17 protein-coding genes are annotated in these 19303 nt (G+C 62.0%); 11 read left to right on the top strand and 6 right to left on the bottom strand.

Annotated elements, in window-relative coordinates:
* Positions 1-149 precede the first annotated feature (149 nt).
* Genes BLT09_RS17935 through BLT09_RS17950 form a run of 4 tightly spaced genes read left to right on the top strand, consistent with a single transcriptional unit; the run spans position 150 to position 3629 of the window.
* On the top strand, positions 150-1031 hold the full coding sequence (locus BLT09_RS17935) for a metal ABC transporter substrate-binding protein (protein ID WP_236473009.1): 882 nt from the start codon (positions 150-152) through the stop codon (positions 1029-1031).
* The gene (locus BLT09_RS17940) at positions 1028-1933 is read left to right on the top strand and encodes a manganese/iron ABC transporter ATP-binding protein (protein WP_091595216.1); all 906 of its coding nucleotides are present in this window, start codon (positions 1028-1030) and stop codon (positions 1931-1933) included. Before BLT09_RS17935 ends, BLT09_RS17940 begins: the two co-directional genes overlap by 4 nt.
* Positions 1930-2787, top strand: a complete 858-nt coding sequence (gene sitC, locus BLT09_RS17945) for an iron/manganese ABC transporter permease subunit SitC (protein WP_091595219.1) — start codon at positions 1930-1932, stop codon at positions 2785-2787. Before BLT09_RS17940 ends, sitC begins: the two co-directional genes overlap by 4 nt.
* Complete coding sequence (locus BLT09_RS17950; protein WP_091595221.1) at positions 2784-3629, top strand: metal ABC transporter permease; 846 nt, start codon at positions 2784-2786, stop codon at positions 3627-3629. Before sitC ends, BLT09_RS17950 begins: the two co-directional genes overlap by 4 nt.
* Before the next feature lie 68 nt (positions 3630-3697).
* Here the strand turns inward: BLT09_RS17950 and BLT09_RS17955 are convergent, their stop codons facing one another.
* The 4 genes from BLT09_RS17955 to aceA all read right to left on the bottom strand — a co-directional run bounded on the left by BLT09_RS17955 (position 3698) and on the right by aceA (position 6628).
* The gene (locus BLT09_RS17955) at positions 3698-4141 is read right to left on the bottom strand and encodes a Fur family transcriptional regulator (RefSeq protein ID WP_023800311.1); all 444 of its coding nucleotides are present in this window, start codon (positions 4139-4141) and stop codon (positions 3698-3700) included.
* 196 nt (positions 4142-4337) lie between these two features.
* Positions 4338-4751, bottom strand: a complete 414-nt coding sequence (locus BLT09_RS17960) for an ANTAR domain-containing protein (RefSeq protein WP_236473010.1) — start codon at positions 4749-4751, stop codon at positions 4338-4340.
* Between the two features lie 280 nt (positions 4752-5031).
* Positions 5032-5274: an SMc00767 family acetate metabolism repressor gene (locus BLT09_RS17965; protein WP_027156310.1), complete on the bottom strand. Its 243-nt coding sequence runs from the start codon at positions 5272-5274 to the stop codon at positions 5032-5034.
* A 64-nt stretch (positions 5275-5338) separates the two neighbouring features.
* Positions 5339-6628, bottom strand: a complete 1290-nt coding sequence (gene aceA, locus BLT09_RS17970; RefSeq protein WP_077379770.1) for an isocitrate lyase — start codon at positions 6626-6628, stop codon at positions 5339-5341.
* Between the two features lie 245 nt (positions 6629-6873).
* Here aceA and BLT09_RS17975 point away from each other — a divergent pair, with 245 nt between their 5' ends.
* Entirely contained in the window at positions 6874-8328 is a 1455-nt protein-coding gene (locus tag BLT09_RS17975) for a helix-turn-helix domain-containing protein (RefSeq protein ID WP_091595223.1), read from the top strand.
* A gap of 43 nt (positions 8329-8371) precedes the next feature.
* On the opposite strand, the gene BLT09_RS17980 is transcribed toward BLT09_RS17975, so the two are convergent.
* Entirely contained in the window at positions 8372-9163 is a 792-nt protein-coding gene (locus tag BLT09_RS17980; RefSeq protein WP_091595225.1) for a class I SAM-dependent methyltransferase, read from the bottom strand.
* 253 nt (positions 9164-9416) lie between these two features.
* Between BLT09_RS17980 and BLT09_RS17985 the strand changes: the two genes are divergently transcribed.
* The 5 genes from BLT09_RS17985 (at position 9417) to BLT09_RS18005 (ending at position 14838) form a co-directional block, all read left to right on the top strand.
* Positions 9417-10370, top strand: coding sequence for a DMT family transporter (locus BLT09_RS17985; RefSeq protein WP_091595335.1), 954 nt, complete (start codon positions 9417-9419; stop codon positions 10368-10370).
* A 357-nt stretch (positions 10371-10727) separates the two neighbouring features.
* A complete protein-coding gene (locus tag BLT09_RS17990; RefSeq protein WP_091595227.1) occupies positions 10728-11825 on the top strand; it encodes a polyamine ABC transporter substrate-binding protein in 1098 nt (365 codons plus the stop codon).
* 75 nt (positions 11826-11900) lie between these two features.
* Positions 11901-13040, top strand: a complete 1140-nt coding sequence (locus tag BLT09_RS17995) for an ABC transporter ATP-binding protein (protein ID WP_091595229.1) — start codon at positions 11901-11903, stop codon at positions 13038-13040.
* Positions 13041-13048: 8 nt separating this feature from the next.
* Entirely contained in the window at positions 13049-14023 is a 975-nt protein-coding gene (locus BLT09_RS18000; RefSeq protein WP_091595231.1) for an ABC transporter permease subunit, read from the top strand.
* Complete coding sequence (locus BLT09_RS18005; protein ID WP_091595233.1) at positions 14020-14838, top strand: ABC transporter permease subunit; 819 nt, start codon at positions 14020-14022, stop codon at positions 14836-14838. Before BLT09_RS18000 ends, BLT09_RS18005 begins: the two co-directional genes overlap by 4 nt.
* A gap of 68 nt (positions 14839-14906) precedes the next feature.
* On the opposite strand, the gene BLT09_RS18010 is transcribed toward BLT09_RS18005, so the two are convergent.
* Positions 14907-16757: an AsmA family protein gene (locus BLT09_RS18010; protein ID WP_091595235.1), complete on the bottom strand. Its 1851-nt coding sequence runs from the start codon at positions 16755-16757 to the stop codon at positions 14907-14909.
* A 299-nt stretch (positions 16758-17056) separates the two neighbouring features.
* Here BLT09_RS18010 and BLT09_RS18015 point away from each other — a divergent pair, with 299 nt between their 5' ends.
* Positions 17057-19051: an acetoacetate--CoA ligase gene (locus BLT09_RS18015; RefSeq protein WP_091595237.1), complete on the top strand. Its 1995-nt coding sequence runs from the start codon at positions 17057-17059 to the stop codon at positions 19049-19051.
* The last annotated feature ends 252 nt before the right edge of the window (positions 19052-19303 follow it).

Here is a 19303-nt window from a genome sequence, read left to right on the forward strand (position 1 = left end):
TGCTGTAAAATCGTTTTCTACTTGCAAATCAGTCGCAATTGCAGAATATGCGACAAGCGCGGCGTTACAGCGCCCGCGCGGCATGCGAGTAATCGCGACAGGAGATTTTGATGATCGAGAGATACGGGCGATGGGTTGCCGTCGGGTTGATGGCTGCGGTTTTCGCTGCGGCAGTGGCTTCAAGCCAAGCGAAAGCGCAGGAAAAATTCAAGGCCGTGACGACCTTCACCGTCATCGCCGACATGGCGAAGAACGTGGCGGGCGACGCAGCAATCGTGGAATCGATCACCAAGCCGGGGGCGGAGATCCACAATTACGCGCCGACGCCGGGCGACATTCAGCGGGCTCAGGGCGCAAAGCTCATTCTGTGGAACGGGCTCAACCTCGAACTCTGGTTCGAAAAATTCTTCCAGAACCTCAGCGACGTGCCCGGCGCCATCATCTCCGAGGGCGTCCAACCGATGAGCATCGCCGAGGGGCCCTATAACGGCAAACCGAATCCGCATGCCTGGATGTCGCCGACAAACGCGCTGATCTACGTCGACAACATCCGCGACGCCTTCGTCGAGCACGATCCGGCGCATGCCGAGACCTACAAGGCCAATGCAGAAGCCTACAAGGCAAAGATAGAGGCGGCCGTCGCGCCGATCCGCGATAAGCTTGCCTCGATCCCGCAGGACAGGCGCTGGCTGGTGTCGAGCGAAGGCGCTTTCTCCTACCTCGCACGCGATTTCGCGCTGAAGGAGCTTTATTTGTGGCCGATCAACGCTGACCAGCAAGGCACCCCGCAGCAGGTTCGCAAGGTGATCGACGCCGTCAGGGAAAACAAGATCGTCGCCGTCTTCAGTGAAAGCACCGTGTCGGACAAGCCGGCCCGGCAGGTCGCGCGCGAGACGGGGGTCCATTACGGTGGCGTGCTCTACGTCGATTCCCTCAGCGAGGCGGACGGCCCGGTGCCGACCTATATCGACCTGCTGCGTGTGACATCGGACACAATTCAGAAAGGCCTCGCCGCAGGGCTGTCGCAATGAACGAAGCCGTTCCGCCTCTTGCCGCCGCGTCGCAGGATGCGGGAGGCGGACTCGCCGTGCGCGGCGCGACCGTCACCTACCGCAACGGCCTCACGGCGCTGCGCGATGCGAGCTTTGAAATTCCGACAGGCACGATCACGGCACTTGTCGGTGTCAACGGCTCGGGCAAGTCGACGCTGTTCAAAGCCATCATGGGCTTCGTGCGGCTGGCAAAGGGAGAGATTCTTGTTCTCGGACGGCCGGCCGCGGCCGCGCTGAGGAAGAACGTCGTCGCCTATGTGCCGCAGGCCGAGGAGGTCGACTGGGACTTTCCAGTACTGGTCGAGGACGTCGTCATGATGGGGCGTTACGGCCATATGGGCATGATGCGCATTCCGAAGGCTGCTGATCGCGAGGCGGTTACATCAGCGCTTGCGCGTGTCGGCATGAGCGATTTCGGCAAGCGCCAGATCGGCGAGCTTTCGGGCGGGCAGAAGAAGCGCGTCTTTCTCGCTCGGGCGCTGGCGCAGGACGGGCGCGTCATCCTGCTCGACGAGCCCTTCACCGGCGTCGATGTCAGGACCGAGGACGCTATCATCGAACTGCTGCGCGCGCTCCGGGACGAAGGCCGGGTGATGCTGGTCTCGACGCATAATCTGGGTAGCGTGCCGGAGTTCTGCGACCGTGCCGTGCTGCTCCGCAACACGGTCCTTGCCTACGGGCCGACAGGCCAGACCTTCACGCAGGCGAACCTGGAAAAGGCTTTCGGCGGCGTCTTGCGTCATTTCGTGCTGGGCGGCGCCGGGCTGCATGAGGACGACGACAGGCGCCGCCTTGCCGTCATCACCGACGACGAGCGGCCACTGGTCTTCTACGGAGAGAACGGAGCCATGCAGCACAAGATGCGGGAACCGGACGAATGAGTGTCCTGCTCGAGCCGTTCGGCTACGAATATATGCTCAATGCCATGTGGGTGTCGGCCCTGGTCGGCGGTGTCTGCGCCTTCCTGTCCTGCTACCTGATGCTGAAAGGCTGGTCGCTGATCGGTGACGCGCTATCGCATTCGATCGTGCCGGGCGTCGCCGGCGCCTATATGCTGGGCCTTCCCTTCTCGATCGGCGCCTTCTTCTCCGGCGGGCTCGCCGCCGCGGCGATGCTCTTCCTCAACCAGCGCACCAAGCTGAAGGAAGACGCCATCATCGGCCTGATCTTCTCCTCCTTCTTCGGCCTCGGCTTGTTCATGGTGTCGCTGTCGCCGACCTCGGTGAATATCCAGACGATCGTGCTCGGCAACATCCTGGCCATCACGCCGGAAGACACGCTTCAACTCGCCATCATAGGCTTCGTCTCGCTCGCCGTCCTGCTGGTGAAATGGAAGGATCTGATGGTGGTCTTCTTCGACGAGAGCCATGCCCGCTCGATCGGCCTCAACCCGAGCGCGCTCAAGATCATGTTCTTCATGCTGCTATCGGCCTCCACGGTCGCCGCGCTCCAGACCGTCGGCGCCTTTCTCGTCATCTGCATGGTGGTGACGCCCGGCGCGACCGCCTATCTTCTGACGGACCGCTTTCCGCGCCTGCTGGTCATCGCGGTTGTCATCGGCGCGGTCACGAGTTTCACCGGCGCCTATGCCAGCTATTTCCTCGACGGCGCCACCGGCGGCATCATCGTCGTGTTGCAGACGCTGATCTTTCTCGCCGCCTTCTTCTTCGCTCCCAAGCATGGAATGCTGGCAGCCCGCCGCCGCGCGGCGCGGGCCTTGGAGGCCAGCCTATGAGCATCCTCGATACACTGCTTGCCCCCTTCCAGTTCGGCTTCATGGTCAATGCGCTGATTGCTTCGGTCCTGGTCGCTGTGCCGACGGCGCTGCTCTCCTGCTTTCTCGTTCTCAAGGGCTGGTCGCTGATGGGCGATGCCATCAGCCACGCCGTCTTTCCCGGCGTGGTCATCGCTTACATCCTCGGATTCCCCTATTCGATCGGCGCCTTCGCCGCCGGGATGGTCTGCGCTCTCGCCACCGGCTTCCTCAAGGACAACAGCCGCATCAAGCAGGACACGGTCATGGGCATCGTCTTCTCCGGCATGTTCGGCTTCGGCCTGGTGCTCTACGTAAAAATCCAGTCCGACGTGCATCTCGACCACATATTGTTTGGCGACGTTCTGGGCATCGGCCTGCGCGACATCGTCGAAACGGGGCTCATTGCTGCGATCACGGCCGGCATCATCGGCATCAAATGGCGCGACTTCCTGCTGCACGCCTTCGACCCGGCTCAGGCGCGCGCGGTCGGTCTTCGGGTCAACCTGCTCCATTACGGCCTGCTTTGCCTGATCTCGCTCACCATCGTCGGCGCGCTGAAGGCGGTCGGCATCATCATGGCCATCGCCATGCTGATCGCGCCGGGCGCCATCGCCTTCCTGCTGACAAGGCAGTTCAGCGCCATGCTGATCCTGTCGGTGGCGATTGCGGTCGCTGCATCGTTCCTAGGCGTCTATCTGTCCTTCTTCATCGACAGCGCACCGGCGCCGACCATCGTTCTCATGCTGTCTGCCGCCTTCATTGCCGCCTTCGTCGTCACCACACTCAAGGCGGGCCGAATGGAGCTCGGCGAGGAGGGCTAATGCATGTCGCCCAAAAGTGCGCAGCGGTTTTGGGATAACGACATGCATAGAACAAGAACAACTGGCGGTCATTCTCTGGTTTGACGAGAGCGACGCTGTTTCTGGATCGGCTTCACGTAGATCTCCAGTCTGTGGCTGATGATCGTGAATCCGTGCTGTCGAGCGATTTCCTCCTGGAGCCGCTCGATCTCCGCCGACTGGAACTCGATGACATCTCCCGTCTCGATGTTGATGAGATGATCGTGATGCTCGCGGGGGACGGTTTCATATCTGGCGCGCCGATCGCCGAAGGTGTGCCGCTCCAGAATGCCCTTTTCGCGCAGAAGGCTGACGGTGCGATAGACAGTGGCGAGCGCGATCGTCGGCTCGATGGCGACAACACGGCGATGGAGTTCCACCACATCCGGATGGTCGCTGGATTCGGATAGAACGCGCATGATGACGCGGCGCGGACCGGTGATGCGCAGTCCGAGTTCCCTGCAAAGCGCGGCGATGGTCTGTTCTGAGGACATGTCACGATCCGCCAATATCGACAGCCATGTCGCGAAGTCGGAACATGCCTGCGGATTTGTTCGAAGGTGCTATCCCAGATGCGTCGCAATTGCAAAAGGACATCGGACTGGGTTCGCTGTCAGGCGGTCACACACTGACACAAGATATCCAGATCCGATCGCAAGAAAGCGAGGAAGGAGCCGGATAGGACGCCGGCTAGCTGCGTCCGAGCCCGATCAAATGGTCGATCACCGGCTGCAGCCGTTCGGTCGTGATCGGCTTCACGACCACCGCATCGACGACGCTCGACAGCCCGAGGCTCTCCGGTGTGCCGCTTTTGGTCGAGAGCAGGATCACCGAGGGACGCGATCTGCCCGAGATGCGCCGCAGCGCGTCGATACGCGACATCAGTGCGTCGCAGTCCTTGTTGTCGGCTCCGCCATCGAGGACGACAGCTCCGGGAATGAGCGAGCGCAGCGTCGTTGCTGCCGTTTCGGGCGATTCCGAGATCGGTTTGAGCCCGGACCGTTCGACGATTTTGGACACCACCACCCGGTTGACCGGCGATTTTCCGACGACGAGCACGCGGGTGAAGTCGGTGAGCATTTCGGGGTCCACATTCCGGCTCATCAAACTCAACTGGTTTACAGTGCGATTCAAGGGGCGCATGAGCAGGGCGGGCACTCGCTGGTTTCAATGCAGGGTTGTACCTTGGGAACAATTGCCGTGAGATCGCTGCCTATGTCAAGCTGAAATGACCGGCGTCGAGAACATCGCAAGAAAGGGTTATAATTTAAAGCAAGTTCTTTTCTTGCCGTGCATGCAAACTGGTTGTGCAAGTGCAAATCACCTGCGCAGAGAACTGCGCAGGTGATGCCGGATCCGCCAGCAGGATTTCGTCGGATTTCGATCAGCCGACGCTCCGCTGCGTGACGATGACCGGGATCAGCAGGTCGCCCCAGTTGCCGTCGCCGCCATGGTGTCGTGCCGAGCGCACCAGTTCTACTGACACACCGGCCTCGACCGCCTTCATCACCGACTGGTTGAGCCTGTGCAGGTCGTTGGCCAGCATGCGGATGGTCGCCTGCTGGTCGACGGTCATCGTGGTGGCCTGTTCTTCGGCCCGTTCCTTGACGCGGCTTATCGATGCCATTGGTCTTCTCCTTGCGTATTTTTTACCCTTTTTGGGGCGTTGCCTCTATTTTGTTGCGTTCGTGCTATTCCGCCGCCGGTTTGAACTGGGCGTGCTCGGTCGATTCATGCATGGCCGTGGTCGAAGACCGGCCACCGGTGATCGCCATCGACACGGCGTCGAAATAGCCGGTGCCGACTTCGCGCTGGTGCTTGGTCGCGGTGTAGCCGTGGGCTTCCGCCGCGAATTCAGCCTCCTGCAGTTCGGAATAAGCCGCCATCTGACGCGCCTTGTAGCCGCGGGCGAGTTCGAACATGCCGAAATTGAGCTGGTGAAAACCGGCCAGCGTGATGAACTGGAACTTGTAGCCCATGGCGCCGAGTTCCTTCTGGAACCTGGCGATGGTGGCATCGTCGAGGTTCTTCTTCCAGTTGAACGACGGCGAGCAATTATAGGCGAGAAGCTTGCCGGGATGGTGCCTGTGCACGCCCTCGGCGAACTTTTTGGCCTGCGCCAGATCGGGCTTGGAGGTTTCGCACCAGATCAGGTCGGCGTGGGGCGCGTAGGCGACGGCCCGTGCGATGCAGGGCTCGATGCCGTTCCTGACTTGATAGAAGCCCTCCACCGTACGGCCGGCGCCATAGTCGACGAAGGGCTGGTCGCGCTCGTCGATGTCGGAGGTGAGCAGCTTTGCCGCTTCCGCGTCGGTGCGCGCGACGACCAGCGTCGGCGTGCCCATGACGTCGGCGGCAAGCCGCGCGGCGTTGAGGTTGCGGATGTGTGCGGCGGTCGGGATCAGCACCTTGCCGCCGAGATGGCCGCACTTCTTCTCCGACGCCAGTTGGTCCTCGTAGTGGACGCCGGCGGCACCCGCCTCGATGAAGGCCTTCATGATCTCGAAGGCGTTGAGCGGTCCGCCGAAGCCGGCTTCCGCATCGGCGACAACGGGCGCGAACCAGGTGTCGACCGAAAGCCCCTTGCCTTCGGAGGTCTCGATCTGGTCGGCGCGCTGCAGGGTGCGGTTGATGCGCTTGACCAGTTCGGGCGCCGCATTGGCGGGATAAAGCGACTGGTCCGGATACATGGCGGATGCGGTGTTGGCGTCGGCCGCGACCTGCCATCCGGACAGGTAGATCGCCTTCAGCCCGGCCCGGACCTGCTGCATCGCCTGGTTGCCCGACATGGCGCCGAGCGCGTTGACGAAATCCTCTTCGTGGATGAGCTTCCAGAGCCGGTTGGCGCCCATTTCGGCGAGGCTCTGCCGGATCTGGACCGAACCGCGCAGCCGCTTCACATCGTCCGGCGAGTAGGGCCGCTCGATGCCGTCGAAGCGGCCTTCCGGCGCCGAGGGGACGAGGTTGTAAAAATCAGTCATTGGTCGCTCCGACAGATCGCTGTTGGGATAGAAACGCCGCCTCATGAAAAATTCTGCGCCGTTTTGGTATGACAGCATTTACATTTTGGCGCGGGCCATGCGAGGAAAACCAGAGGATTGGCTGGAAAATAAGGGAAAACCTGTGTTGCGTTTGACAGCCAGGCGCTGTAAATCTGTCATGATTGTAAAAGGCCGGCATGGCAGCGCCGCGCGGGAGTCATGTAAATTCTGTCAAGGACAGCCGAGTGGCCGATCAAAAAATCTTCGCCGGGCCGCGCATCCGCCGCATCCGCAGCGCCAAGGGCCTGACCCAGACGGCGATGGCCGAAGGGCTCGGCATCTCGCCGTCCTACCTCAATCTCATCGAGCGCAACCAGCGGCCGCTGACGGTCCAGCTGATCCTCAAGCTGGCATCTGTCTACAAGGTCGACCCGCATGAATTGCAGGGCGAGGCGAGGGGGTCGGTCACTGCCCTGAAGGAAGTGTTTTCAGATCCGCTGCTGGTCGGCGAATTGCCTGGTGACCAGGAGCTGATCGAGCTTGCCGAGGCGGCGCCCAACGCTTCCGCCGCGGTGATAAAACTGTTTCGCGCTTATCGCGAGCAGGCCGAGCGCCTTTCCGACCTCAACGAACTCCTGGCGCGTGAGGGCAAAGCGACGGCGCTGTCCGGCGCCCGCCTGCCGATCGACGAGGTGCACGAGATTTTCGAGCGCCGTCCGAACCATTTTGCCGCGCTGGAAGAGGAGGCCGAGGCATTCATTTCGGTGCTCGATCCCGGCGACGACCTGCTCGGTGCGCTGAAGGCCTGGCTGAAGCGCGAATACGGCATCGTCGTCAAGGTGCTGCCGGTCGCCACCATGCCGAACTGGCGCCGCCGCTACGACCGCCATTCGCAGCGTCTGTTCCTGTCCGAGCGCCTGTCGCCGTTCGACCAGTTGCGCGAGGTGGCGATGGAGGCCTGCCTGATCCGCATGACGGTCGCCGTGGCAAGCGAGATCCAGGCGCTGAAGCTGACCACGGATGAGGCCCGCCGGCTCGCCCGCTTCGAGCTTGGCCGCTACGCTGCCCACGCGCTGATGATGCCCTATCAATCCTTTCACGCGGCCGCAACACGCGCGCGTTACGACATCGACGTGCTGCGCTCGCGCTTCGGCGTCTCCTTCGAGCAGGCGGCGAACCGGTTGACCACGCTGCAGCGGCCGGGCACGCCGGGCGTGCCCTTCTTCATGCTCGAGGTCGACAACGCCGGCAACCGCTTCCGCAAGGCTGGCAGCCAGGGTTTTCCGCAGAGCCGCTTCGGCGGCGGCTGTCCAAAGCTTCCAGTGCATGCCGCCTTTACCCAGCCCGGCCAGATCTTCGTCGAGGCGGTGGAAATGCCGGACGGCGCCGAATTCCTCTGCGTCGCCCGCACGCTTGAGGGGCCGCAAGGCTCGTTTGCGGAGCGCCCGCGCCGTACCGCACTTCTGCTCGGCTGCGACATCGGCTTTCGTGACGAGATCGTCTACGGCGCGGCACTGCCGGGGCCGGCTGCCGCGGCGGCCGGAAAAGCCGGACAGGGCACAAATTCGGCCACGCCGGTTGGCCCGGCCTGCCGGCTGTGCGAGCGCATCGGCTGCCTCGCCCGCGCCGAGCCGCCGGTGACGCGCCCGCTCGGCCTCGACGAAATGGTGACCGGATTAAGCGCCTTCGATTTTCAGTAGACGGGCACAGCGTTTCCATCAAATTGCGCTGCGGCGCATTGTTCTATCGCCCACCGCTGCCTATCAGAACGTCCATCTCAATCGTCAGCGGCTCTCCAACGCTCGGCGAAGCCAGCCCGCGCCAGACTTCCTCGCGCACTGTGACCTGCATGTCTGGAGCAAGCTGGACATACTCCTGACCGCTCAATGTTGCTCCTTTGGTGATTCCGCTGAAATAATCGTCGAAAGATGAGAATTTGATGGGCCGAGTTTCAAGCTGGACATAAATCTCTTGAAACCCGGCGCGGTGGAGCAAGGAATGCAAGCATGTCGCGTCAGGGATGGAGAAGAAGCGATTTAGCTTTTCAGCTTTTTCAGGGGCGCAACGGGCGATTACCGCGCCTATTCTGGCGAACAGCGAGCGCTCCGGCGTCGTCGTCACGCTAACTGCAGTCCAGCCGTTGGGGCGCAGAACCCGACGAAACTCCGAAAGCGCTCCAAGCGGGTCGGAGAAAAACATGAGCCCAAGCTGACAGATCACCGCATCGAACCGACAATCCTCGTAAGGGAGCGCGTGAGCGTCAAACGTTGCGAGGGTGATTGACTGGTTCTTCAAATTGCGTTTGGCAGTTTCGAGCATGGCCGGCGAGATATCGCCGGCAATCACAGAGCCGGATGGGCCTACCACGATCGCTGCAGCTTGCGCTGCTGCTCCTGTACCCGTTGCGACATCGAGCACCCGATGGGCAGGCGCGATTTGCGCTGCCTTCAGCAAGGATGGAATGAACGAGTTCGTTGCGCGGGCGAACAGCTCGTCATAGCCAATCGCCGCTGTCTTGTAGAATGGCTCATCCATAAGGTCGCCCCAAAATACAATTCACGTCGTCACAGGACGTCTCTTGTCGCGCAGCAGCCGTCCAGCCACGCATCGTAAACTATCCCTGCCAGCTCCGCACGACCGTCTTGCCTCGTCTGTGCGCTCGTCGGTGCGCCAAACGGAACACGGTGCTGGATCACGCCCGATCTTCGTCTTTGCGTTACGCGATGTATGCACGTTTCTGTCGTTTGCTATGCATCGTGTTGCCTCGAAATCGCCGACAGTCGCAATCATGACCAATATATCATCATCACCGTTAGCCGTTTCGCCTGTCGTCTCGCCGCGTGACGAGCGGGTCGGCTTCCTGCTGATTTTCCTGTCGGCGCTGATGTGGAGTTTCGGCGGCGCCATCGCCCGTTTCATCGACGCCGGCGACAGCTGGACCGTGGTGTTCTGGCGCTCGGTCTGGGCCGCCGCCTTCCTCATCTGCTTCATGGTCTGGCGCGACGGCTGGCACGGCACGGTGAGGTTGTTCCGCGGCATGGGCCTGCCCGGCCTTGCCGTGGCGTTCTGCTTCGCCACCGCATCGACCTCATTCGTCGTGGCGCTTGCCTACACCACTGTCGCCAACATCCTTTTGATGCAGGCCGGCGTGCCGCTCCTGGCGGCGCTGTTTGCCTGGGTGCTGTTTCGCGAACGGGTAGCCTTGGCGACCTGGGTGGCGATTGCCGCCGTCATTGCCGGCGTTGCCATCATGGTATCGGAATCGCTCGATGGCGCGGTGTCGCCCATCGGTGACGGCCTGGCGCTGCTTATCGCCGTGATGTTTTCGATCGCCACCGTCATCACGCGACGCTTTGCCCATGTGCGCATGACGCCGGCGACCTGCCTCGGCACGATGATTGCCGCCGCATTCGCGGCGTCGCAGGCATCGCAATTCGGCGTTTCCAGCAGCGACATGGGTTTCCTGTTTGCATTCGGTGTGGTCAATCTCGGTCTCGGCCTTGCCTTCTTCGCCACCGGCGCCCGGCTCGTCCCGGCTGCAGTCGCAGCACTGCTCGGCACTTTCGAGCCGATCCTCGGCCCGATCTGGGTCTGGCTCATCCATTCCGAGGTGCCGTCCGGACGCACCATCCTTGGCGGCACGGTCGTGGTCACGGCGCTGCTGGTCCATATCGGGCTTGAATTCAAGCGTCAGACGCGGCCGGTGCGGCCGGGTGTCACCGGCATGCCGTCGCCTAATTGATGCAGCGCACGCGCCAAAGCGAGATGAGCCATTGACAATGGCGCAGCCGCGCGGGCAGGCTGTCAATACGGCAACAACAAGACAGGCTCATCTTGCCAAGTCTCCCCTCCGGCCCGACCGAGACCGGACAACATCGTCGTATCCCAGCCCGCGCCGTGGCGAGAGCCTTTGACGGCGCCGGCATGCCACCTGGATCACGACAAAGGAACCGGGGGCTCGGCCGTTGCGCATCGAACTGCTGTCGTGTTGGCGGTTCGCGCTTGTCGCTTGTCGGAAAGCCCAATAATCTGAAGCAAACGCCCAGCCGCGCAGCCCCGCGACGAGCTGGCGATGGAACACTCATCAAAGGAGAGACGCATGATCCGCAAAGCATTCTGGCTTTCGGCGACCTCGGCATTTCTGGCGCTTTTCACCCTCGGCGCTCATGCCCAGGACCGCGTCGTCAATGTCTATAACTGGTCGGATTACATCGACAGCTCGATCATCGAAGACTTCACCAAGGAAACGGGCATCAAGGTCACCTACGACACCTTCGATTCCAACGAGCTGCTTGAGACGAAACTGCTTGCCGGCGGCAGCGGCTACGACGTTGTCGTGCCGACCGCCAATTTCCTCGCGCGCCAGATCCAGGCAGGGGTGTTCCAGAAGCTCGACAAGTCGAAGCTGCCCAACATTTCCAACATGTGGGACGTCGTTTCGGAGCGCACGACCAAGTACGATCCCGGCAACGAATATTCGATCAACTACATGTGGGGCACGGTCGGCCTCGGCTATAACGTCAAGAAAGTGCAGGAAGCGCTCGGCACCGACAAGATCGACAGCTGGGACGTGTTCTTCAACCCGGAAAAGCTGGCCAAGCTGAAGGATTGCGGCGTCTTTGTCCTCGATTCTCCGAGCGACATCCTGCCGAACGTCTTCAAATATCTGGGCATCGATCCCGAGACCACATCGCCGGACGATTTCGCCAAGGCCGAAGAAGTGATGCTGAAGGTCAGGCCTTACATCCGCAAGTTCCACTCGTCTGAATATATCAATGCGCTGGCCAATGGCGACATCTGCCTGGCCGTTGGCTGGTCGGGCGACGTGTTCCAGGCGCGCGACCGTGCGACGGAAGCAAACCAGGGCGTTGAGATCGCCTATTCCGTGCCGAAGGAAGGCGCCGAAATGTGGTTCGACCAGATGGCGATCCCGGCCGACGCGCCGCATGTCGCCGAAGCTCATGAATTCCTGAACTACATGATGAAGCCGGAAGTCATCGCCAAGGCGAGCAATTTCGTCTTCTACGCCAATGGCAACAAGGCGTCGCAGCAATTCATCGACAAGGAGATACTCGAGGATCCGGCGATCTACCCGGACGAGGCGACGCTGGCGAAACTGTTCACCATCACCCCCTACGATTCCAAGACCCAGCGCGTCGTCACCCGCACCTGGACCAGGATCGTCACCGGGCAGTAAGCGACAATCAGCGACCCCGGCAGGTGCTGCCGGGGTCAAGTCTTCTGGGGATAGAACGCGAGGACGGAGTGGGACATGAAATCGCTTGGCAGCATCCGCAGGGATTTCGCACCATGGAACGATCCGAACGCCAAGCCGTACATCCAGTTCGACAAGGTCACCAAGAAGTTCGGTGACTTCACCGCCGTCAACAATTTGTCACTGACGATATTCGAGCGCGAGTTCTTTGCCCTGCTCGGCGCATCCGGCTGCGGAAAGTCGACGCTTCTGCGGATGCTCGCCGGATTCGAGGAGCCGACCGCCGGCCGCATCCTGCTCGACGGCCAGGATCTGCGCGGCATCCCGCCATACCGGCGGCCGGTCAACATGATGTTCCAGTCCTATGCGCTGTTCCCGCATATGACGGTCGAAAACAACATCGCCTTCGGCCTCAAGCAGGACGGCATGCCGAAGCCCGAGATCGCGGCGCGCGTTGGAGAGATGCTGAAGCTGGTCAAGCTCGAGCAGTTCGCCAAGCGCAAGCCGCACCAATTGTCCGGCGGCCAGCGCCAGCGCGTCGCGCTTGCCCGCTCGGTCGCCAAGCGGCCAAAGGTGCTGCTGCTCGACGAGCCGTTGGGCGCGCTGGACAAGAAGTTGCGCGAGGAAACGCAGTTCGAGCTGATGGATCTGCAGCAGTCACTCGGCCTCACCTTCGTTGTCGTCACCCACGACCAGGAAGAGGCGATGACCATGGCCGACCGCATCGCCATCATCGACAAGGGCGAGGTGATGCAGGTGGCGACGCCGGCGGAAGTCTACGAGGCGCCGGGCTCCCGTTTCGTCGCCGGCTTTGTCGGCAACGTCAACATGTTCGAAGGCAAGATTGCGCATGGCGAGGCGGGTGCGGCAAGCATCGATGCCGGCAACGGCATCACCATCCGCACCGAGCATGCCGGCGATGCCGCAACTGGCGCGGCCGTCGCCTTCGCCATCAGGCCGGAGAAGATCAGGATATCGTCGACGAGACCGGCCGGCGCCGTCAACGCCATCGAGGGCGAGGTCTACGATATCGCCTATCTCGGCGACATGACCGTCTATCACGTCAGGCTGGACGACGGCCAGGTGGTGCGAGCGAGCACGATGAACGCGGCCCGCATCACCGAGGATCCGCTGAGCTGGAACGACCGTGCCTGGGTGTCGTTCCGGCCGGATGCCGGCGTCGTGCTGACGCGATAGGGGCGGCCATGTCGAATGCCGCTGTCACCGCTGCAACAAGCTCTCGAGCCACCGCTGCCGACAAATCCGCCCTGGCCAGGCTGGGAGAGGCCTTCGTTGGCCGTCTTGTCATCCTCATCCCGTATCTATGGCTGGTCTTTTTCTTCCTTGTTCCGTTCGTCATCGTCTTCAAGATCTCGCTGTCGCAGACCGCGATCGCCATACCGCCCTACACGCCGGTGCTCGGCTTCGGCGACGGCCTTGCCGGTTTCTTCGCCCAGCTGAATGAGCTCAGCATCGACAACTACACATGGCTGACGCAGGACGCGCTCTACGTCAACGCCTATGTGACCAGCGTCATCGTCGCCGCCATCTCGACGGTGCTGACATTGCTTGTCGGCTACCCGATCGCCTACGGCATGGCGCGCGCCCCGGCGATGCTGCGCCCGACTTTGCTGATGCTGGTGATCCTGCCGTTCTGGACCTCGTTCCTGATCCGGGTCTACGCCTGGATCGGCATCCTCAAGCCTGAGGGGCTGCTCAACCAGCTGCTGCTCGCCACCGGGGTTGTCAGCCAGCCGCTGATCATCCTCAACACCTATACGGCGATCTTCATCGGCATCGTCTATTCCTACCTGCCGTTCATGGTGCTGCCGCTCTATTCGTCGCTGGAAAAGATGGATTATTCGCTGATCGAGGCAGCCAAGGATCTCGGCTGCCCACCGACCAGCGCCTTCTGGAAGATCACCTTTCCGCTGTCGCTACCCGGCGTCATCGCCGGCTGCCTGCTGGTGTTCATCCCCGCGGTCGGCGAATTCGTCATTCCCGACCTGCTCGGCGGCTCACAGACGCTGATGATCGGCAAGACGCTGTGGAACGAGTTCTTCGCCAATCGCGACTGGCCGGTGTCTTCGGCCGTCGCCGTCATCCTGCTGTTGCTGCTGATCGTGCCGATCATGCTGTTCCAGCGGGCCCAGGCCCGCGCCCAGGAGCAGGACAAATGAACCCGACCTGGAGCCGCTTCAACATCACTTCGATCGTGCTCGGCTTTGCCTTTCTTTACCTGCCGATCGTCCTGCTCGTCGTCTTCTCTTTCAACGAATCGAAACTGGTCACCGTCTGGGGCGGCTTCTCGACCAAATGGTACGTCTCGCTGTTCCACAACCAGGGCCTCATGGACGCCACCTGGGTAACGGCCCGCGTCGCCGTCATCTCGGCCACGGTGGCGACCCTGCTCGGCACGCTGGCGGCTCTCACCTTGACGCGCTACACGCGCTTCAAGGGCCGGACGCTGTTTTCCGGCATGGTCTTTGCGCCGCTGGTCATGCCGGAAGTCATTACCGGCCTGTCGCTGCTGCTGCTCTTTGTCGCCGTCGGTCTCGACCGCGGTTTTGTCACCGTCACGCTTGCCCACATCACCCTGACCATGTGCTTCGTCGCCGTCGTCGTGCAGTCGCGCCTGATCACGTTCGACCGCTCGCTCGAAGAAGCCGCGATGGATCTTGGCGCGCCGCCGGTGAAGACCTTCTTCCAGATCACGCTGCCGGTTATCATGCCGGCGATCGTGTCCGGCTGGATGCTGGCGTTCACACTGTCGCTCGACGATCTGGTCATCGCCAGCTTCACCTCAGGGCCTGGCGCCACCACGCTGCCGATGAAGATCTACAGCCAGGTTCGTCTCGGTGTGACGCCGGAGATCAACGCCGCCTGCACCATCCTGATCGCGGTTGTGGCGGTCGGCGTCATCATCGCGTCGCTCGCCAACAAGCGGCGCGAGGTCCAGCGCCAGCGCGACGAGCAGGCCGCTCAGCGTGGGTGACGAAAGGGGCGGCAGCAGCAAAAGCCGGCAGGAAGCACTTCTGACGACGACCGCAGCAGCTTTGTTGCCTACTCGCCGGATACCCCGCGGCTTATCGGCGAAATGAACGGCGTGCTCCACGTTCCGCCGATGAAGAACGAAGACTGGTTGGGACCTTGGCTATTTGTCTGCGTGGCTGGCTGGTCCGCCTGAATGATGCCGCCGGACAGCGCCAGCCCGCGCCCGGCATAGGAGGCGATGCCGGAAAGCCAGATCTTGTACTTCGCCGAATTCGCTTCGGCCTTGTCGATCTTCGCCACACCGTTCGAAATGCTCGCCTTGAGTTCGGCCCCGTCGATCGGCAGCGTTCCATCGGAGACATCGTCGAGCGCGAAGAACCCGCCCTGTTCATTGTGTTTGAGAAACGCCGGCAGGTTGAACCGGCTCAACGCGCCCTGGCCGAATTTCGCCGAAACCGAGCCGTCGGCGTTTTCGAAAATGGAATCCCAGGTTCTGCCCGGCCCCTTGAGGATGACCGAAACGGTTCCCGTGCCGATCGGCACCAGCCGCGTCATTCCGGCTGCGGTGCCAAAAGCGCCGCCGTCGATGTCGGAGGCGAGCAGCCTGATCTCGACCTGCGTGCCTTCCGGCTTGCGGTCGAAACGAAGACTGCTCTGGATGTTGCCGCCAAAGGCCGATGCATCGGAAATATCGAAGACGGCAAGACCGTTCTTGACCTGGGCAGCGGCGGCGACGTCGGCAAGCTGGATGGCGCCTGCGGTGGCCTGCGCTGCCGACAGTCTGAGATCGAGATCGATCCGGTCGGCGACGCTTATGTCGATTTCGCCGGGGCCAGCGCCGTTCGCGGGCGCCAGGGGTGCGAAGGCGGAGAGAAACGACCGCAGGTCGAGCGTCTCGAAGGCGAGCGTACCGGCGATCACTGGCCGCGCCTCGCCAAAGGAGAAATCCAGCGCACCCATTCCCGGATTGTCGTCCAGGGCGATCTCGGTGTTTTCGAATTTAATGCGGCCGGAGGTCGCCGTGAGCTTGCTGGAAACGGAAACCGAGCCAATTGCTGCGCCCGGCGCGATGCCGGCCCGCGACCATTCGAGCGCGCGCCTGAGCGAGGGTGCGGCAAATTTTGCCTGGCCGTCGAAATAGGCATTCTCGGACATGCTGGCCACGCCGTCGAACGAAAAACTGGCAGGGGCCGCCTTGAAGGAAAGCGTCATCGGCGCCGCACCTCCGCCAAACAGCACCAGCGGGTTTGACGATGCGGCATCCACGGCGACGCTTTCGCCGCGCCAGATCCCGGTCGCCGACAGCGTCGCATTGCTGTTCATTGCGGCCCAGTTCGCCTGGCCGCTCAGGCTGCTCAGTATCTCGGCGTCCTTGCCATCGACGGAAGTCACCACGCGGCCGTTCCTGAACTCCACGGTGCCGAACGGATCAGCCGGCAGCTTGCTGAGGTCCGGCTTGGCTGGATTGGCGCTGACAACGGCGCGAGCGATGTCGATGGACCGGGTGATGCGCCCGCCCGAAGGCAGGGCGGGCAGAAAAAATCCATGTGCTGCGCGTTGAACCCTGATCGTCGGCCGGATCAGCCGCGCCGTCGAGAACACCACATTGCCACGCAACGCCGCCATGGCGGAGAGATTGACCTCGACCCGTTCAGCCTCGATCACCGGCGGCGCGTCGGTCTCTGTCCATTGCGAAAGCGTCACGTCGGCCAGGATGGCACGGAAATTCGGCCAGACCTCGATCCGTGGCGCGCCGTCGATGGTGACCCTGAAACCGCTCCACGCACTCATTTCCCAGGCGATGCGGTCGCGCACGATACGGGTCGAGGCGACGAGCGGCAGGGCGGCAACGGCCAGCGCGATGACGAGCACGGCAACACCGATCGCCCATATTCCGCGCCGGATCAAAGGTGATGGCATGTCGCCCCGTATGCTTCCGTTCCGACAAAAAATCGCCCGACGGGTGTAACCCCAGTCGTTTACCTACGACTTAGGGCTGACGCATTTCAAGTCTTTATGGCCCAGCGATGGCATTTGCGCACATCCGCGTCGCTCGGCCGAACAAAATCTTGCTCCGCTGCGCTGCGATATGCATAAGCGATGCCAATGCATGTCGCCAAAATGCGCAACGTTTTTGGATAACGACATGATAATAACAAAAGTCTAAAGCGCGTCGCGTGAATCTCTTCAAGCGTAACGTGCTTTAAGGAGGAACGATCATGGCTGGCGACGCACCGCTCTGGATACCGACCAAAGACCAGATCGACGCGGCGCCGATGACCGCCTTCATGCAGGCCGCGGCGGCTGCAACCGGCAAGGTTTTTTCCTCCTACGGCGATCTTCATCGTTGGTCGATCGACGATCGCGAGGCGTTCTGGAGCCTGGTCTGGGACTTTTGCGGGATCGTCGGCGACAAGGGCGCCAATGGGGGCGCCGGCGGGGGGATCAGTGGCGGCGAGCACGTGCTCGTCGACGGCGAGACGATGCCCGGCGCCGCCTTCTTTCCCGACGCCAAGCTTAACTTCGCCGAGAACCTGTTGAAAAAAACCGGGCTCGGTGACGCCATCGTCTTTCGCGGCGAGGACAAGGTCGAGCGCCGGCTCTCCTGGAACGAGTTGCATGCGCTGACCTCGCGGCTGCAGCAGCTTTTCCTGTCGCTCGGGGTGAAAAAGGGCGACCGCATCGCTGCCATGATGCCCAACATGCCGGAGACGGTCGCGGCAATGCTGGCTATAGCCTCGATCGGGGCCGTGTGGTCGTCCTGCTCTCCCGATTTCGGCGAGCAGGGCGTTCTGGACCGGTTCGGTCAGATCGAGCCTGTCGTCTTCATCGCGCCCGACGGTTACTGGTACAATGGCAAGGCGATCGAGGTTGCCGACAAGATCGCGGCCGTTGCGGCAAAGCTCGTCACCGTCCGCAAGATCCTGATCGTCGACTATCTCGGCACGTCGACCGACGTGGCGGCGACCATCGAGAAGGCGACTGCGCTGGACGAGGCGCTCTCATCGTTCGCTGCCAAGTCGGTCACCTTCGAACGGTTGCCGTTCGCGCATCCGCTCTACATCCTGTTTTCTTCCGGAACGACCGGCATCCCCAAATGCATTGTCCATTCGGCCGGCGGAACGCTGATCCAGCATGTCAAGGAAGAACGGCTCCACGCCGGCCTGCTCGACGGCGACCGCTTCTTTTATTTCACCACCTGCGGCTGGATGATGTGGAACTGGCTGGTCTCAGGCCTGGCGTCGGGCGCAACCCTTCTGCTTTATGACGGGTCGCCCTTCTACCCCGACGGCAACGTGCTGTTCGACTTCGCCGACGCCGAGAAGATGACCTATTTCGGCACCTCGGCCAAATTCATCGATTCCGTGCGCAAGGCCGGCCTCAGGCCGATCAACACGCACGATCTTTCCAGCGTGCGCACGATCTCCTCCACCGGCTCGCCACTGTCGCCGGAAGATTTCCGCTTCGTCTATGACGGCATCAAGAAAGACGTGCATCTCGCCTCCATCTCCGGCGGCACCGACATCGTCTCCTGCTTCGTGCTCGGCGTACCGACCCAACCGGTATGGATCGGAGAGATCCAGGGACCTGGCCTCGGCCTCGCCGTCGATGTCTGGGACGACGACGGCCAGCCGCTCAGGCAGGAAAAGGGTGAGCTCGTCTGCACCAAGGCGTTCCCGGCGATGCCGATCGGCTTCTGGAACGATCCCGAAGGCAAGAAATACCACGCCGCCTATTTCGAGCGCTTCGACAATGTCTGGTGCCACGGTGACTTCGCCGAATGGACCGCCCATGGCGGCCTGATCATCCACGGCCGCTCCGACGCGACGCTCAACCCTGGCGGTGTGCGGATCGGCACGGCGGAAATCTACAATCAGGTCGAGCAGATGCCGGAAATCCTGGAAGCGCTGTGCATCGGCCAGGACTTCGACAACGACGTGCGGGTCGTGCTGTTCGTGCGGCTGGCGGCCGGCGTTGAACTCGACGCCGAGCTGGAAAAACGCATCCGGGCGAAAATCCGCAGCGGCGCGAGCCCGCGCCACGTGCCGGCTAAAATCGTCGCCGTCGCCGACATTCCACGCACCAAATCGGGCAAGATCACCGAGCTTGCGGTGCGCGACGTGGTGCATGGCCGTGCCGTCAAGAACAAGGAGGCGCTGGCCAATCCCGAAGCGCTCGAGCTGTTCCGCGACCTGCCGCAGCTGGCCGATTAGTTTCTCGAGGTCCAGGACATGAGAACCGTCAGGCGTTCAAACGGAGCCGAGCACGGTTAACGAAATATCTCGCTCGAATTTACCTAGATTTCATGAGTGGTACACATTGGTAAATTATTCGCGGTGCCGGTAAGGTTTTGTTAAGGGCCGACATCGATAGTCGTGCGTAACTTGAGGGAGAAATCCCGTTCCTCTAAATCCCCAGAGGATCTGAATTCGCTCAAGCCCCCGATGTACAGCAATCGATCATTC

Source organism: Mesorhizobium muleiense (genome assembly GCF_900099905.1).
In the GTDB taxonomy this organism is placed as follows: domain Bacteria; phylum Pseudomonadota; class Alphaproteobacteria; order Rhizobiales; family Rhizobiaceae; genus Mesorhizobium; species Mesorhizobium muleiense.

Coding starts and splice junctions, on each gene's coding strand:
- BLT09_RS17950 (WP_091595221.1), top strand. CDS start 2,784: ATGAGCATCCTCGATACACTGCTTGCCCCCTTCCAGTTCGGCTTCATG.
- BLT09_RS17965 (WP_027156310.1), bottom strand. CDS start 5,274: ATGGCATCGATAAGCCGCGTCAAGGAACGGGCCGAAGAACAGGCCACC.
- aceA (WP_077379770.1), bottom strand. CDS start 6,628: ATGACTGATTTTTACAACCTCGTCCCCTCGGCGCCGGAAGGCCGCTTC.
- BLT09_RS17995 (WP_091595229.1), top strand. CDS start 11,901: ATGAAATCGCTTGGCAGCATCCGCAGGGATTTCGCACCATGGAACGAT.
- BLT09_RS17955 (WP_023800311.1), bottom strand. CDS start 4,141: ATGTCCTCAGAACAGACCATCGCCGCGCTTTGCAGGGAACTCGGACTG.
- BLT09_RS17985 (WP_091595335.1), top strand. CDS start 9,417: ATGACCAATATATCATCATCACCGTTAGCCGTTTCGCCTGTCGTCTCG.
- sitC (WP_091595219.1), top strand. CDS start 1,930: ATGAGTGTCCTGCTCGAGCCGTTCGGCTACGAATATATGCTCAATGCC.
- BLT09_RS18015 (WP_091595237.1), top strand. CDS start 17,057: ATGGCTGGCGACGCACCGCTCTGGATACCGACCAAAGACCAGATCGAC.
- BLT09_RS17990 (WP_091595227.1), top strand. CDS start 10,728: ATGATCCGCAAAGCATTCTGGCTTTCGGCGACCTCGGCATTTCTGGCG.
- BLT09_RS17935 (WP_236473009.1), top strand. CDS start 150: ATGGCTGCGGTTTTCGCTGCGGCAGTGGCTTCAAGCCAAGCGAAAGCG.
- BLT09_RS17940 (WP_091595216.1), top strand. CDS start 1,028: ATGAACGAAGCCGTTCCGCCTCTTGCCGCCGCGTCGCAGGATGCGGGA.
- BLT09_RS18005 (WP_091595233.1), top strand. CDS start 14,020: ATGAACCCGACCTGGAGCCGCTTCAACATCACTTCGATCGTGCTCGGC.
- BLT09_RS18000 (WP_091595231.1), top strand. CDS start 13,049: ATGTCGAATGCCGCTGTCACCGCTGCAACAAGCTCTCGAGCCACCGCT.
- BLT09_RS18010 (WP_091595235.1), bottom strand. CDS start 16,757: ATGCCATCACCTTTGATCCGGCGCGGAATATGGGCGATCGGTGTTGCC.
- BLT09_RS17960 (WP_236473010.1), bottom strand. CDS start 4,751: ATGAGCCGGAATGTGGACCCCGAAATGCTCACCGACTTCACCCGCGTG.
- BLT09_RS17980 (WP_091595225.1), bottom strand. CDS start 9,163: ATGGATGAGCCATTCTACAAGACAGCGGCGATTGGCTATGACGAGCTG.